This window comes from Chryseobacterium sp. ISL-6, assembly GCF_018613715.1.
Classification (GTDB): Bacteria; Bacteroidota; Bacteroidia; order Flavobacteriales; family Weeksellaceae; genus Chryseobacterium; species Chryseobacterium paludis.
In genome coordinates this window covers 661,552-675,519 of record NZ_JAGGPT010000006.1, presented here as the reverse complement: position 1 = coordinate 675,519, position 13,968 = coordinate 661,552, and the positions used below count along the sequence as shown (strand labels likewise).

Annotated in this window: 15 protein-coding genes; all 15 read right to left on the bottom strand. The window is 35.8% G+C overall.

Going from position 1 to position 13,968, the window contains the following annotated elements:
* Positions 1-233 precede the first annotated feature (233 nt).
* The 15 genes from J7E44_RS13885 to J7E44_RS13815 all read right to left on the bottom strand — a co-directional run bounded on the left by J7E44_RS13885 (position 234) and on the right by J7E44_RS13815 (position 13,967).
* The gene (locus tag J7E44_RS13885) at positions 234-1,187 is read right to left on the bottom strand and encodes a transporter (protein WP_214830858.1); all 954 of its coding nucleotides are present in this window, start codon (positions 1,185-1,187) and stop codon (positions 234-236) included.
* A gap of 13 nt (positions 1,188-1,200) precedes the next feature.
* Positions 1,201-2,253, bottom strand: a complete 1,053-nt coding sequence (locus J7E44_RS13880) for a cytochrome-c peroxidase (RefSeq protein WP_502757510.1) — start codon at positions 2,251-2,253, stop codon at positions 1,201-1,203.
* Positions 2,240-3,076, bottom strand: coding sequence for an MbnP family protein (locus J7E44_RS13875; RefSeq protein ID WP_214830856.1), 837 nt, complete (start codon positions 3,074-3,076; stop codon positions 2,240-2,242). The genes J7E44_RS13880 and J7E44_RS13875 overlap by 14 nt, the downstream gene beginning before the upstream one ends.
* Before the next feature lie 309 nt (positions 3,077-3,385).
* Entirely contained in the window at positions 3,386-3,754 is a 369-nt protein-coding gene (locus tag J7E44_RS13870) for a hypothetical protein (RefSeq protein ID WP_214830853.1), read from the bottom strand.
* A gap of 3 nt (positions 3,755-3,757) precedes the next feature.
* Positions 3,758-4,432, bottom strand: coding sequence for a superoxide dismutase (locus J7E44_RS13865; protein ID WP_214830851.1), 675 nt, complete (start codon positions 4,430-4,432; stop codon positions 3,758-3,760).
* A gap of 27 nt (positions 4,433-4,459) precedes the next feature.
* Positions 4,460-5,143, bottom strand: a complete 684-nt coding sequence (locus J7E44_RS13860; protein ID WP_502757509.1) for an SCO family protein — start codon at positions 5,141-5,143, stop codon at positions 4,460-4,462.
* Positions 5,130-5,405 (bottom strand): YHS domain-containing protein, encoded by a 276-nt coding sequence (locus J7E44_RS13855; RefSeq protein ID WP_214830847.1) that lies wholly within the window; start codon positions 5,403-5,405, stop codon positions 5,130-5,132. The genes J7E44_RS13860 and J7E44_RS13855 overlap by 14 nt, the downstream gene beginning before the upstream one ends.
* 136 nt (positions 5,406-5,541) lie before the next feature.
* Positions 5,542-5,901: a hypothetical protein gene (locus J7E44_RS13850; protein WP_251040575.1), complete on the bottom strand. Its 360-nt coding sequence runs from the start codon at positions 5,899-5,901 to the stop codon at positions 5,542-5,544.
* Between the two features lie 423 nt (positions 5,902-6,324).
* Positions 6,325-7,047 carry a hypothetical protein gene (locus J7E44_RS13845; RefSeq protein ID WP_214830845.1) on the bottom strand — a complete coding sequence of 241 codons (723 nt, stop codon included), beginning with the start codon at positions 7,045-7,047 and terminating at the stop codon, positions 6,325-6,327.
* 625 nt (positions 7,048-7,672) lie between these two features.
* Complete coding sequence (locus J7E44_RS13840; protein WP_214830836.1) at positions 7,673-9,631, bottom strand: heavy metal translocating P-type ATPase; 1,959 nt, start codon at positions 9,629-9,631, stop codon at positions 7,673-7,675.
* A gap of 44 nt (positions 9,632-9,675) precedes the next feature.
* Positions 9,676-10,095 (bottom strand): Fur family transcriptional regulator, encoded by a 420-nt coding sequence (locus J7E44_RS13835; RefSeq protein WP_214830829.1) that lies wholly within the window; start codon positions 10,093-10,095, stop codon positions 9,676-9,678.
* 15 nt (positions 10,096-10,110) lie between these two features.
* Positions 10,111-11,007 (bottom strand): cation diffusion facilitator family transporter, encoded by an 897-nt coding sequence (locus J7E44_RS13830; protein WP_214831315.1) that lies wholly within the window; start codon positions 11,005-11,007, stop codon positions 10,111-10,113.
* Between the two features lie 20 nt (positions 11,008-11,027).
* On the bottom strand, positions 11,028-11,909 hold the full coding sequence (locus J7E44_RS13825) for a bestrophin family protein (protein ID WP_214830827.1): 882 nt from the start codon (positions 11,907-11,909) through the stop codon (positions 11,028-11,030).
* Between the two features lie 30 nt (positions 11,910-11,939).
* Entirely contained in the window at positions 11,940-12,680 is a 741-nt protein-coding gene (locus J7E44_RS13820) for a methyltransferase family protein (protein WP_214830824.1), read from the bottom strand.
* 39 nt (positions 12,681-12,719) lie between these two features.
* Positions 12,720-13,967, bottom strand: a complete 1,248-nt coding sequence (locus J7E44_RS13815; protein ID WP_214830822.1) for an efflux RND transporter periplasmic adaptor subunit — start codon at positions 13,965-13,967, stop codon at positions 12,720-12,722.
* Position 13,968: the final 1 nt, after the last annotated feature.

Sequence of the window (13,968 nt, the reverse complement as noted above, 5' to 3'; positions counted from 1 at the left end):
CTATAAATCTTTGCGTGAAAAAAAATCTGTTTAATTCGGAGAAAGAAAATAACTACTGTTGTTGATTAGCTCTAAGCTCTCTTAATCTCAGTCTTATCAATTTAAATATTACTCCTGTCATTCAGAACGGAGTGAAAAATCTATTAAGATCCCCAGATGACATTTTATAAAAAATGGTGGCTTCGAATACCTCAGCCACCATCATTTAAATATCATTACGATCTATATCACCATCAAATTCCAAAGTTGATAAAGACACTGAATCTGGATTTGGCTTCAATATTTCCACCGGCAAGATTCGTATAAGCGGGAAGCATCACCTCACTTCCGAGACTCCACTTGCTATAGGAAAGTTCGAAACCCAGTTTTCCGTATAATGCGCTTCCGGCAGTATCCGGTAAGGCTTCATCAAACTGCTTATTCCGGTCATAAACTTCACCCTGCAGCCCAACTTTCCCTGAAAAGATCACCTTTTTATCCGCATGGATCTGATAGAATCCTGTTGCTGCATAATTCCACTGGTTACCAAACTGATAATATTTCCTGTTTTCAGTTTTAACGGTATAATCTGTATTAACAATCAGGGCTACTTTATTTTTTTGATATTTATAATTCAGAACCATCTGATAATCCCAGCTCCCTGTTCCCAGCTGAAAACTTGGATTAACTCCCGTAATACCTTTTTCATCAAATTTCCCCAGCGGAACTTTTACCCCCAATCCACCGTTTAATTGGTGTGAGGAATCTTTAGAACTGATCAGCTGATAGATTCCCATAAGATTAAGATCACCAAGTCCATTGATTTTAATATCACCCTGCATGGTCTTTTTCTCATGGAATTGAAAAGGAAGACTTCCATAAACACTTAATTTCTTTGTAATGGGAACTTTTCCCCACAATTGAATGGTATTGAAATACTGATCCTGCGTCAGATCTTTTACAAAAAGATTCTCTTTTGCTTTATAATGCTGAGCAAAATATTTTATCCCGATAAACTGTGGATTCAGTAAAGACTCAAAGCCTGATGAACCATTGCCGGCAGCACAACCACAGGCATCACAATCATCATCCAAAAATACCATTGAACTAAAACTATTTTCGGGAATATAAAGGCTGTCTTTAACTGGCTTAGCCTGAGCTATTGGAAATATCAACAGGCTAAATAGTGTTATAATTATGTTTTTCATGTTGAATTAAAATTTATTCCGAGAATTTTGGATTGGTTATAAAATTCTTGTCAGATAACGTTTTCAGGAAAGCAATGATGGATTGTTTTTCTGTACTGTTTATCGCAATTCCAATATGCCCGTTTTGTTTTAACTGTGGATCAAGATTAGGATTGTCCTCTACATTATCCGAATAAAAATTGAGAACGGCATCCAACGTATAAAACCGCCCATCATGCATATACGGCGCTGTATATTCTACATTCCTCAGACCAGGCACCCGAAATTTCATCCAATCCACTTGATCTGATGTCACCCGGTAGCGGCCAGCATCTTTAAACTGAGTATTATAGTACATTCCGGTATTCCGGAAACTTTCATCTGTAAACAGTTCTCCGCTGTGACAGGAAGCACATTTCTGCTGAAACAAAGCCATTCCCTGCGATTCAGCTGATGTCAGCGTTTCTTTTCCCTGTTTATAGCGATCATACTTTGAATCTGCAGAAATCATGGTGACCATAAACTGAGATAAAGCTTTCAGTACCCTTTCCCCGGTAATATTTTCATCACCATAAGCTGCTTTAAAGAGCTTTTTGTACTTGTCATCTAAATTTAATTTAGAAATTACTTCCGGCATAGAGCTATCCATCTCATTAGCATCAGTAATTGGAATAATTGGCTGCTCATTAAGGTTATGGATCACTCCGTCCCACATGTATCTTTTTAAAAATGCCATATTTTGAATAGGCGGCGCATTTCGTATTCCTATCCTGTCATCCACTCCATGGCTTACATTATGTCCGTGGTGGGTAAAAGCATTTTCCTGAATATGACAAAAACCACATGAAATCGTATTATTACGTGAAAGCCTCCCTTCATAGAATAATTTCCGTCCCAGCTCCACTCCATTTCTGGTAACAGGATTTCCAGCCTGATCGAAACTCATTTCAGGAAAATAAGCAGGAAACTGAAGAGCATAAGCTTCATCTTTTTCTAAAGGCTCAATCACCTCATCTGAACATGATACGATATTAAAAAAGCCAATACCTATTAACACCACTTTTAATAAACCCCTAATCTTCATCATTATGGACATGATTTACAGAAAACATCTTCGTTAGATTGTTGGTTACGTTTACCAAATGTGGGCTTGATCCCATCATCATGTCATTGGCAGTAGTTAATGTAAGCGGTGTATTTCCACTTAAATACTGATTAAGATCCGCAAGAATATGAATAGACGGTCTTATTTTATTGGTAACTCTTGCTGTGGTAGGAAGATCTAAAGTAATTTCCCTGTATAAATCCGGTGTATTATTAGCCGTCACATTCCCCATATTTCCGGTGTGGTTCATAAACTCTTTATCCGCTGTATTGCTTCCATATTTACCTTCCAGTTTTACAAAAACATATCCTGCAGCCCAGGACCATGACATTCCTTTCGCCTTTGCTCTATTCCAGAATTCTGCCTGCCCATCCATTCCAAGTAAATAAGCATTCTGACTAATTCCCAATCCGAATTTCACTTTTTTGTAGTTATTTTTCGGAACTCCGGTAAGATTTACATAGACAATTCCAGCCACTGCATCCGCCTGGTCAATGATAAAAGCCCCTTTATCGGGATTGTTTTCATTGTATTTAAATTCTTTTCCGTTTTCATCTATTAAACTGATATTGCTTACAATATATTTTAAAGTTGAAAACTGATGTTTTTGTCCACTCGAAGAAGTTTGTGTAGTCTGATTGAGAACAATTCCACCCAGGTTATTAAAACCATTTTCAAATTTGATCTGAAGATTTCCTGGTGTTGTATCCTGTGGATGATCATCATCGTCATTGTTTTGACATGAAGAAACTGCAAATAGGGTAAAGGCAATAAAGAATAATGATAAAAATTTATAAATTTTCATTGTTGATTTTTTTAAGTTGTATTTGTTTAAATAGAATATAATTTGAATGTTAAAAAACATTCATTTTTTTGACCACAAAAGCCACAACAGCTCCAGATACTTTTGCATCTTAAAGGGAAGGTCTTATTATTAACCCAGGTTAAGGATGATTGAGTAACAGTGAAGTCTTACGAAAAGATCCCGGTACATTTCTCTTCTGAACTACGTTCGCAGGGTCACCTCCTGTATTTCGAAAAACATTCGGTCTTACGTCAGTCACTTTTGTCCTGAACTCAGATTAAAATTTGTGGTTAAAAATATACAGACAACTTAAAAAACCGGCGGCCGGAAAATTAGTTTTAGAAAAAGAAAAGAATAATTCTTTTGATAGATAAAATTGAAATTGATCCGATATATTTGATCTGTGTTTTTTATTTCTGTAATTTCCGGAAGGATATAAATATCGAGAATCTTTTGTCCGGAAGTTTTTCCCTTAGATAAAGGCGTTGATTCTGTATCATTGGTTTTAGCCAGTTCTTTGCTTAAATAACATATACCATTACAGTTAAGTTCTGGTTTATCTTTATTGATACAAAGTGTTTCAACGATATAATTATAATTTACAGCATATTCCATGATGGGGATCAGAGGCCTGAACACCATATAAAAAGTAAGGAATATGCTGCAAATATAGTTCATGAATTATTTCTTGCTTATCGCATTTTCATATCTCGTACTTACTTCTTTCCAGTTCAGCACGTTCCAGATAGCAGCCAGATAATCAGCTCTCTTATTCTGGTATTTTAAGTAATAAGCATGTTCCCAAACATCAATCCCTAAAACAGGAGTTCCTTTTTCCTCTACAACATCCATTAAAGGATTGTCCTGGTTAGGCGTTGAAGAAACGAATAGTTTCCCATTTTTATCAACAGAAAGCCAAGCCCATCCGGAGCCGAAACGCTCAGCACCTGCTTTACCTATTTTCTCTTTAAAAGCATCAAGACTGCCAAAAGTCTCAGTAATTGCTTTTAATAATTTAGCCGATGGCTGGGTGTTTTTCACAGGCGTTAACATCGTCCAGAAAAGCTCATGGTTAAAATGTCCGCCGGCATTATTTCTGATAGCAGGACTCAGTGTCGAAACCTTAGAAAGAATTTGAAACAAAGTTTCTTTCTCCTGCGGAGTTCCGGCAATAGCCTTGTTCAGATTACTCACATAACCAGCAGCATGTTTTGTATAATGAATTTCCATTGTCTGTGCATCAATTGACCCTTCTAACGCATTGTAAGCGTAAGATAGTGGTGTTTGCTTAAACTGAGCAAAAGCAAATTGCGCCGCGAAAACTGCACTTAATGCAGCTATTTTCATAACCTTCATAATGTTTTGTATTTATGGTTTAACCTATTAATGTAATAACTTTTTAATATCTTCAATCAGCTTTTCCCTGTCAGGATGGTATTTCCCTGTAAGCTGCGTTTCTTTTCCCTCGGGATCTTTGTAGTTTAGTCCGGAGTAGTAAAGAACAGGCATATTGTCTTTGTTATACCGGCATCGGATATTTCCTTCCTGATCCACAAGAGCAATCATCCCACTGTGGTTAAGACTTTCCCCTTCATCTTCTTTATCCCCTACATAGATATTGAATTTATCGGCAAGACTTCCAATATAGGTTCTGTCGCCCGTTAAAAAGTGCCAGTCTGGAGATTTTACGCCTAGTCTTTCAGCATGTTGTTTTAAAGCTTCTGGAGTATCATTCTCCGGATCTATGCTAATAGAAATAATGCCAAATTCAGGACTGTTGATCTGTTCTTCAATAGCCTTCATATTGCTATTCATCACGGGACAAATAGTTGGACATTTACTAAAGAAAAATTCTACGAGATATACTTTCCCGAGCATATCTTTATGGCTGATCTTTTTATTATTCTGGTCGGTAAGTTCAAAATCAGGAACCTTCATTACGGTATAAAGATTCTTTTTAAAATAGCTCATTCCAAAACCTACACCCAGGAAGATCAATGCAATGATGGCAATAGGAATTACAATCTTGCTTTTCGCACTTTTGGCTGTTGTTTTATTTCTGGACATATTTTTCAGGATTTTTATTGAACTCGTTTTTACAGGAAGCACTGCAAAAACCATACACCTTATTTTTATAGGTTGCTGTAAACTTTAAATAATCGGCGGTCTTCATATGACAGACAGGATCTTCGGCATTCACAACTTTTACATTTTTAAGATTCTCTTTAGGAGTATCCATGCTTTTACTATGCTTAACCTTAGGAGCTTCCTGGGCACAGGACAGCAGTGATATAGACAGCAGAGCTGTCAAAATGAGTTTATGTTTCATCAGATAGAAATGAAATTAATAATGGTAATACATGAAATAAATCGTAGTGACAGATTGAAAAATACCTCTGGAAATGTTATAAATCAATTCTGATCAGGTATTTTTAAAAAAGCACTAAAAGTTTAGTTTAATGAAACTATGATAAAGGGGGATGAAAAACCTTAGCGAAATATTCTGTAGTATGAGAATTCAGATAGCCTGAATTAGCTGTCTTTTGTAAGATATCAAATCCTTTTTCTCTGGAAAAATAAAGAATTTCATTGGAAAGGAATACATCCAATACGGAGATTTTTATCGTTTGCGGTCCGGATTGTTTTTCAGTTTTAGCCAATTCTTTCTCAACATAACATTTCCCTTTACAGGTAGATTCGGGCTTTGCTCTGTTTTCACAAAGATTCTTTACAATATAATCGTAATTCACCGCATAATTGATCAATGGCAAAACAGGACGTATTGCAATGGTAAAAATAATGAATATGGATATGAAAAACTTCAACGATTAATTCTATACCACAAATATACTATTCAAAATGATCTTATGCCTAATTTATGATGAAAGTCATTGATATTTTTTTTAAAACAAAAGCTCTACTGATCGTCAGTAGAGCTTCATCTGTTTTTAGATAAACGCTAAGGCGCAAATTATTTTAATCAACAATGTTTTAAGGCGCAAAGATTTTATCGTCGATATTGCCCCCCCTTATTAAAAGACCTTGTTCTACGTATTACTAAAGTTTTGAGATTGACAAGGTATAGGATGCTGCCCCATAATTAGAAGCTAAACCAACAGCACTATATGAACTACCTAGCTGCAACGTTCTATAATATGTAAGCCTTATTAAATCACCAGCATTTAAACTTTTTATAACCGTAGGCGCAATAAATGAATTCCCCGGGAGAGCCTGGGGAATTCTTTAGATTAAAGTTCTTCTATTAAAAGGTAGCTTCCTACACCTGATCTTGAAGCACTTCCTGAAATCCAATAATTACTGGCACTACCTCCCCCATATCGAACTTTCAATTCTACATAACTGGGATTAGGTCCTGTAGATAGCATTATAATTGGAGGAGTTACTCCTCCATCATCCCACGTTTCTGTAGAAGATTCTGTATAACCTAGTGTAGAAACTATAGTTGTAGCATCCCCACCAGCTTGAAATAATGTTGTGATATATCCAGGATTAGTGGTAGAACCAGTATTGGAGCTACCTTTAACTCCTATATATCCTGTTATTTTAAAGTTTCTATTGGGGGGTAAATTAATACGATCTTTAGCGCCATTCAGGGTTATTAGATTTGAGTTAAGTCCAGACATAGGATTAGGACCATCAAAAGTTACATTATAATCAGTATCTTTAACAGCAAGACGTTGGGGATTATATCTACTAGCAACTACTATAACTTTAGAGTTTATCGCTGCCTGGTCATTACTTTTTATTTTATTGACATTAACCTTTCTTATATTTCCATCCGCATCAGGTGTTAAAACATATTTTGGGGCTGTAGTGATACTGTCCGTCTTTCTAATTCGGGCATTCCCGTTTACATCCAGTGTTGCAGTTGGAGCAGCCGTATTAATTCCTACCTGTGCTTGTAAATAAGCTCCCAGTAAAATACTGGAAATAAATAATAATTTTTTCATGTGTGTATTTGTTAAAATTAAAAAATTGTGTGTATTGTATAAAGTGCCTGTAGTCCCTGAAAAATCAGCGATTACCTCCAATAAGTGATCCATAGCTGAATATCCTTATTCAACTATTTTATATGCTAAAAATCAATTATTGTATATTACAGAGTGTACTTCCATTGTCTCTAAAAAGAGCGGATTGATGTGTTTTAGGATAATTTTTTTCAATGTGTTTTTTTATATTTAATTAATTTATTTAATGATGAGCAGCTATAACTACATCGATCATAGAGAGGAGGGATATGAATTAACTAAATTTCTGCAAAGAAAAACTCTTTTTTGCAGAAAACAAAATATTAGTTGTTATCTTTTAAAATAAAATCATAAATCGCACCTTATTATCTCATAATTAGGAAATTTAACGCCTTATTACCTATTTGGATTATTATTTTTTACATCGGAAGCAGGTACTCGGAAAATTCGAGTAACTGAACATTCTTCTCATTCGCTATTATCCTGGATCCCAAAACATTTTCTAATTCTTTGCGACATGAACCATACAGATTTTTGTGTGATATCTAAATTACGGCTTAGCTGTAAAGACAAAATTCCCTTTTTGTGAAAAGTAGCTAAAACCCCATCAAAATTTCATTCTTTGTATTCTTACGGCATTCAGGATCGCAATCAGAGAAACTCCTACATCCGCAAATACAGCTTCCCACATGGTTGCCAAACCTCCGGCTCCCAGAATTAAAACAATTCCTTTAACAACAAATGCCAAGATGATATTCTGCCAAACGATCTGTTTTGTTTTCTTTCCAATATGAATTGCCATCGGAATTTTACTCGGCATATCATCCTGTATCACAACATCAGCGGTTTCAATTGTTGCATCACTTCCTAATCCACCCATTGCAATTCCTACATCACTTAAAGCGACAACGGGTGCATCATTCACTCCATCTCCGACAAAGGCAACCGTTTCATTTTTAGCCTTGATCTCCTTTACTTTATTCACTTTATCTTCCGGAAGTAAATCCCCATAAGCATTCTGAATTCCTAAAGTATCTGCTACATATTTTACCACTGAGGTTTTATCACCACTCAGCATGGTTGTTTTTATGTTCAATGCTCTTAGCTTGTTGATCGTCTGCTGAGCATCATCTTTAATACGGTCTGCAATGGTAAGATATCCTACAAATTTCTTATCATAACCTACTGCAATCAGGGTATATACAATATGATCAGGATTAATATCGTAGGTAATATTGAACTTATCCATTAATTTGAAGTTTCCAACTAACAATTCCTTTCCGTTAATTGTTGCTTTCAATCCATGTCCAGCAATTTCTTCTACATTTTCTAAAGGAAGCGAGTGATCTATTTCACCTACATATTCATGGATAGCCGTTGCTACAGGGTGGGTACTCTGGCTTTCTAAAACATTGACCAATTTTAATATTTCATTTTTATCAAATTCAGGTTTAAAATCTACTTCCTGAACTTTAAAAACGCCCTCTGTCATGGTTCCGGTCTTATCCATCACCACATTCTGAATATTAGCAAGAGCATCTAAGAAATTACTTCCTTTAAACAAGATCCCATTTCTGCTTCCGGCTCCAATCCCGCCAAAATATCCCAATGGAATAGAAATTACCAAAGCACAAGGACAAGAAATCACCAAGAACACTAAGGCTCTGTATAACCAGTCTCTAAACTGATAATCCGCTACAAAAAAATAAGGCAATAAGGTAATTGCTATGGCAAGAAGCACCACAATCGGGGTATATACTTTTGCAAATTTTCTGATGAATAATTCGGTTGGTGCTTTCTGGGCAGTTGCATTTTGAACGAGTTCCAAAATTTTACTTAATTTACTGTCCTGATAAGCAGTAGTCACTTTAATCTGACTTACTGTATTTAAGTTAATCATTCCAGCCAGAACTGTTTCACCTTTTGATTTTGTATCAGGTTTACTTTCCCCTGTAAGGGCTGCTGTATTAAACGCTGCTGTTTCAGAAAGTAATTCGCCGTCCAACCCTAATTTCTCTCCAGACTTCAGCTGGATAATTTCACCAATACCTACAGTTTCAGCTTTTACAGTTTGTGGCTGACCATCTTTTAAAACCGTCACCTCATCGGGACGCTGATCTAATAGTGATTTAATATTACTTTTCGCTCTGGTAACAGCCAATGCCTGAAATACCTCTCCTACAGCATAAAACAGCATTACGGCTACTCCTTCCGGATATTGTGCAATTACAAATGCCCCTACTGTCGCAATTCCCATTAAAAAGAATTCTGAAAAAACATCACCTTTTATAATGCTTTCATAAGCTTCTCTTAATACGGGAAGTCCTACAGGAATATATGCCACTGAATACCAAGCGATACGAACCCAACCGGTAAACCATTCTGTTTTTATATAATTATCTAAAGCAACCCCTATCATTAAAAGAATAAAAGAGATCACCGCAGGTAAGAATAATTGAAACGTTGTTTTATCCGACGTATCGTGAGAATGCCCATGATCATGGCCGTCTCCTTCAAAGTGATCGTGCTTTTTTTCTTGAGGTTTTGTATCACAGCATTTTTCCATAACTTATAATTTTCAACAAAATTAATTTTAAAACAGTTGCAATACTATTGCAAACTTTCAAGACAGGTTTCACAAATACCTTTGGCAAAAAGTCTTATTTCATCAATCCTGAAATTTGTCTGTATATTTTCCGGAAACGAAATATCTTCCTTACATGTGGTTTGCTTACAAATCTTACAGTAGAAGTGAAGATGCCAGTCTTTGTGTGTTTTTTCATCACAATCATCATCACAAAGTTTATACTTGGTTGTTGTATTTTCCTGTATACTATGAACAATCCCTTTTTCTTCAAAGGTTTTCAACGTCCTGTAAATTGTTGTCCTGTCCGCGTTGTCAAAAGAATTTTCAATTTCAGACAACGATAAAGCCATTTCCTGAGAGCTTAAAAAATCATATACCAGAATCCGCATACTTGTCGGTTTGGTATTTTTATCTATCAGTTTATTTTCTATCTCTTTTTTCATTTTCTGCTATTTTAATTAAGAATGGACAGCCCCTTCCTTGTATCCCTCCTCCTCTATCTGAAAGGTCGTATGACTGATTTTAAACTTGGTCATCGCCTCTTCTGTAAGGGCTTCCAGCAACTGATTCTGAGTAATCGTATCGTCTTTAACAACATGAGCACTCATTGCATTAATTCCTGAAGTAAGTGACCATACATGAAGATCATGAAGGCTTTTTACTCCGCGAATTTGTTCTAAGGATTTACGAAGAAGATCTATATCTACATCTTTAGGTGTGCTTTCCAATAATACATTTACAGCTTCTTTCAGAAGGCGCCATGTCCTTGGAAAGATCAACAATCCAATGGCTGCTGAGATCAATGGATCTGCATAATACCAATTGGTTGTAAGCATAATCACACCAGCAATCATCACCCCTATTGAGGTAAGCATATCTGAAAGCACTTCAAAATAAGCTCCTTTCATATTCAGACTTGCCTCGGAATCTTTTCTAAGGATCATCATGCCAACAATATTAACAACTAAACCAATTCCTGCGACAATCAACATCGATTTACTCTGCACTTCCGGTGGATTCTGAAATCGCTGATAAGCTTCATACAAAACATACAGGGAAATTCCAAGTAGTACTACAGCATTAATTACAGCCGCTAATATTTCTGTTCGGTAATAGCCAAAAGTTTTTTTAGAATCAGCTTTACGCTCCCCTATTTTTATGGCGATAAATGCCAGAAGCAATCCCACCACATCGGTAAGCATATGTGCGGCATCAGCTAATAATGCAAGACTGTTAGTAATAACACCTCCAATAACCTCGGCTATAAGGTAGGTTCCACTTAAAGCTAATACAAGAAGAAGATTTTTTTTGTGTTTACTTGCCGCCGAAGCGGTTTGTGTGTTTTTTTCGTTCATCATTTCAGAAATAGGTTTAATTACATTTCATAGTATAAAGGATTCTCTTTCTTCATAGGAACATTTTGTTCTCCAATCATCTGTCTCAGATTAATTTCTATAGTCTGCGCCAGGGAAGTCATTGGTGTATCAACAGGAGTATTTTCAAATGGATCCTGCATGATAATAGATGTTCTCTCAATGGCAATAAACATAGTGGGAACCAAAAAAGTAAGTGCGATCTCAACTATTAACTGGTTATCATCCAGACCAAATGGCAGTATAGCCGCAAACACATAAATTAACACATGAACTAAAATACTATAGGATCTCGGAAAAACAGTATTTTTAAGCCGTTCACATTTTCCCATACTGTCACAAAGTTTAGTTATTGCATCATTAAGCTGTAATTGCTGAAATTCTGAAATAGATTTTGCATACATTATTTCTTTAACCTGCTTAGAATGTTCATCGAGCAAAGCATTAGGAATATTAAACCCCGAAATTTTATTTGCACCCAGATAATCCTGTACACGATCAGAAAAAGGCTGTTTTCTTAAGGATTCTCCAAGTGCGTACGTCCAGACAATCTGTCTTTCAGCAAACTTCTCAACTTCTTTATCATGACCTTCCGGTAAAAATTGCATGACCAATCTTACAAAAGTCCGCGAGTCATTCACAATAGCTCCCCAAACAATTCTTGCCTCCCACCATCGCTCATAGGATTGTGAAGTACGGAAAGCCAATAACAGAGATACTGCAGTTCCTATAAGTGCAGGCACATTCAATGGAAGTGATATCTTACGAAATCCAGGTAATAAATCTAAAAGTCCTATGGATACAGCAAATATAAAGAGGAAAAGCATCTGAGATTTTATTTCATTGACGAAATACCAAATGGATAATCTTTTATTTAATAACATAATTGTTCTTTTTAATTAAGTTTTAATCCTTTACGATCTATTATTTTCCAAAAAACCTGTTTTCATTTTTAACACTTTAAGTACAATGTAAATAATCATTGTAAAAATAGTTCCTGAAATGAAAAATAAGTTATGATCAGAATGATTTCTAATCCATTCCCCAATTAAATCAAACACCATGAAAATCAGAAACATGGCAAAAAGCCCGTTCTTTTCTTTCTTCAGCACCTTTTTTATACTAAAAGACAACTCATTCTTTGTAAACAACCCTAAGTTAGGGATAAAAACCGGTACTTTATCTGCCCATGATCTATATTTTTCACCAAATTTTCTTTCTAAAAATTGTTCTTCTGCATATATAATTCTTTCGTAATAGATCCAGTAAAAAAGAACAAAAGAAATGATAAACCATAAGTTCTCTGTAAACATTGCAAGGCCTAACCACATAAAGAAATTTCCCAAATACAATGGATTTCTTACTACGCTGTAAATTCCTGTTGTATTAAGAGTATCAGCCACCTGCCCTTCCGAAGTATTTCTTCCCGACGTATTCTTAGGTGTATATCCCACTGTGTATATTCTAATTCCGAGGCCAATCATACTTACGAATAAGCATGCAAATTCATAGAATATGGTACAGCTGTTTGTTTCTTCTTTTAAATTAGTTTGGATAGAAACTACTAAACCGACAAATAAAATACCTATCGGTAAAGTACTTCTATATTTAAACAGCCAGTTTCCCTGTTTTTCAAGTTCTTCTTTTAAAGCCATTTTTCAATTTTTTCTTATTTGTGTTTTTATTTAGATAATCTATTCATCATGTTCTCCGCCATTCGTAAGCTTGGCATTGACAAAAAATGCACTCTTTACAACTATTTTAGAATCCGAAGCAATTTCCCGTACCGGAGTAACAGCCGTATATCCCATATCAGTAGAACCTTTTACAACTTCTATTTTTTCAAAATTGACTGTTTTAATATTCTTTTTAGGTTTCCCGGCTTTTATCTCAGCTTCATCATGATCCTCTTCCGGCTTTTTATCCGTCTGTACAAAGACATAAAACTTTCCATCTGCTTCTACTATTGCTTCATTAGGGATCGCAGGCGTTGTGCTGTAATCGAGACTTACGATTCCGGTAATGTTCATACCGTCAATAAGACCTGTTTTATTTCCTGTAACATTACAGTGTACAGAAATTGTTTTGCTATCATTTTCGAATGATGACCCTATACTATACACTTTTGCATCATATTCCGTTTCAGGGTTATTGGTCAGTTTAAAATGTACGATCTGTCCCACTCTCATTTTTGGCAGATCTTTTTCAAAAATCTGCAGATCTAAATGTATCGATTGGTTATCAATAATTTCTGCAACAGGGGATGAAACATCTACATAGCTTCCTATCTGGGCAGCAATACTACTGATTGTCCCACTTATTGGCGCCGTAATTACCAGGCCGGATCTCATATTTGCATTATTTACACTTCCGGGATTTATTCCCATCATTTGAAGTTGTCTCAGCAAGGATGCCTTTCTTGTTCTTAACGTCTTCAATTCCGAATCAGAGCTTTGAAGATTTTTCTTTGCTCCGGCATCATTATCAAAAAGCTCCCGCTGTCTTCTGTATTCCTGTTCAGCAAAAGTGATCCTGCTGTTCGTAGTCAGATAGTCTTCCTGGAGCTGAATGAATTCAGGGTTTGCAATGGTTGCAATTACCTGTCCTTTATTTACAAAACTTCCTACCTGAACATTGAGTGTTTTTATAATTCCTCCATATAGAGAAGTTATTGTTGCTTTATTGTTGTTCGGAACTCTAAGTAATCCATTTGCTTTGATCGTTGAAGTCAATTCCTTCATTTCAATGGTTCCCAGTGTAATTCCTACTGCTTTCATTTGCTCTTCTGTAAGTGAAGCAATCGTCTGAGGAACTTCTGCAGGGCTTTCAGCTTTCTGTTCTGTTTTCCCCGCAGCAGTCTCAGCTACCTCTTTCTTTTTCTCACAACTAATGACGAATAAAGAAAGAAATGTAAAATATATGATGATGTGTTTTTTTCTCATT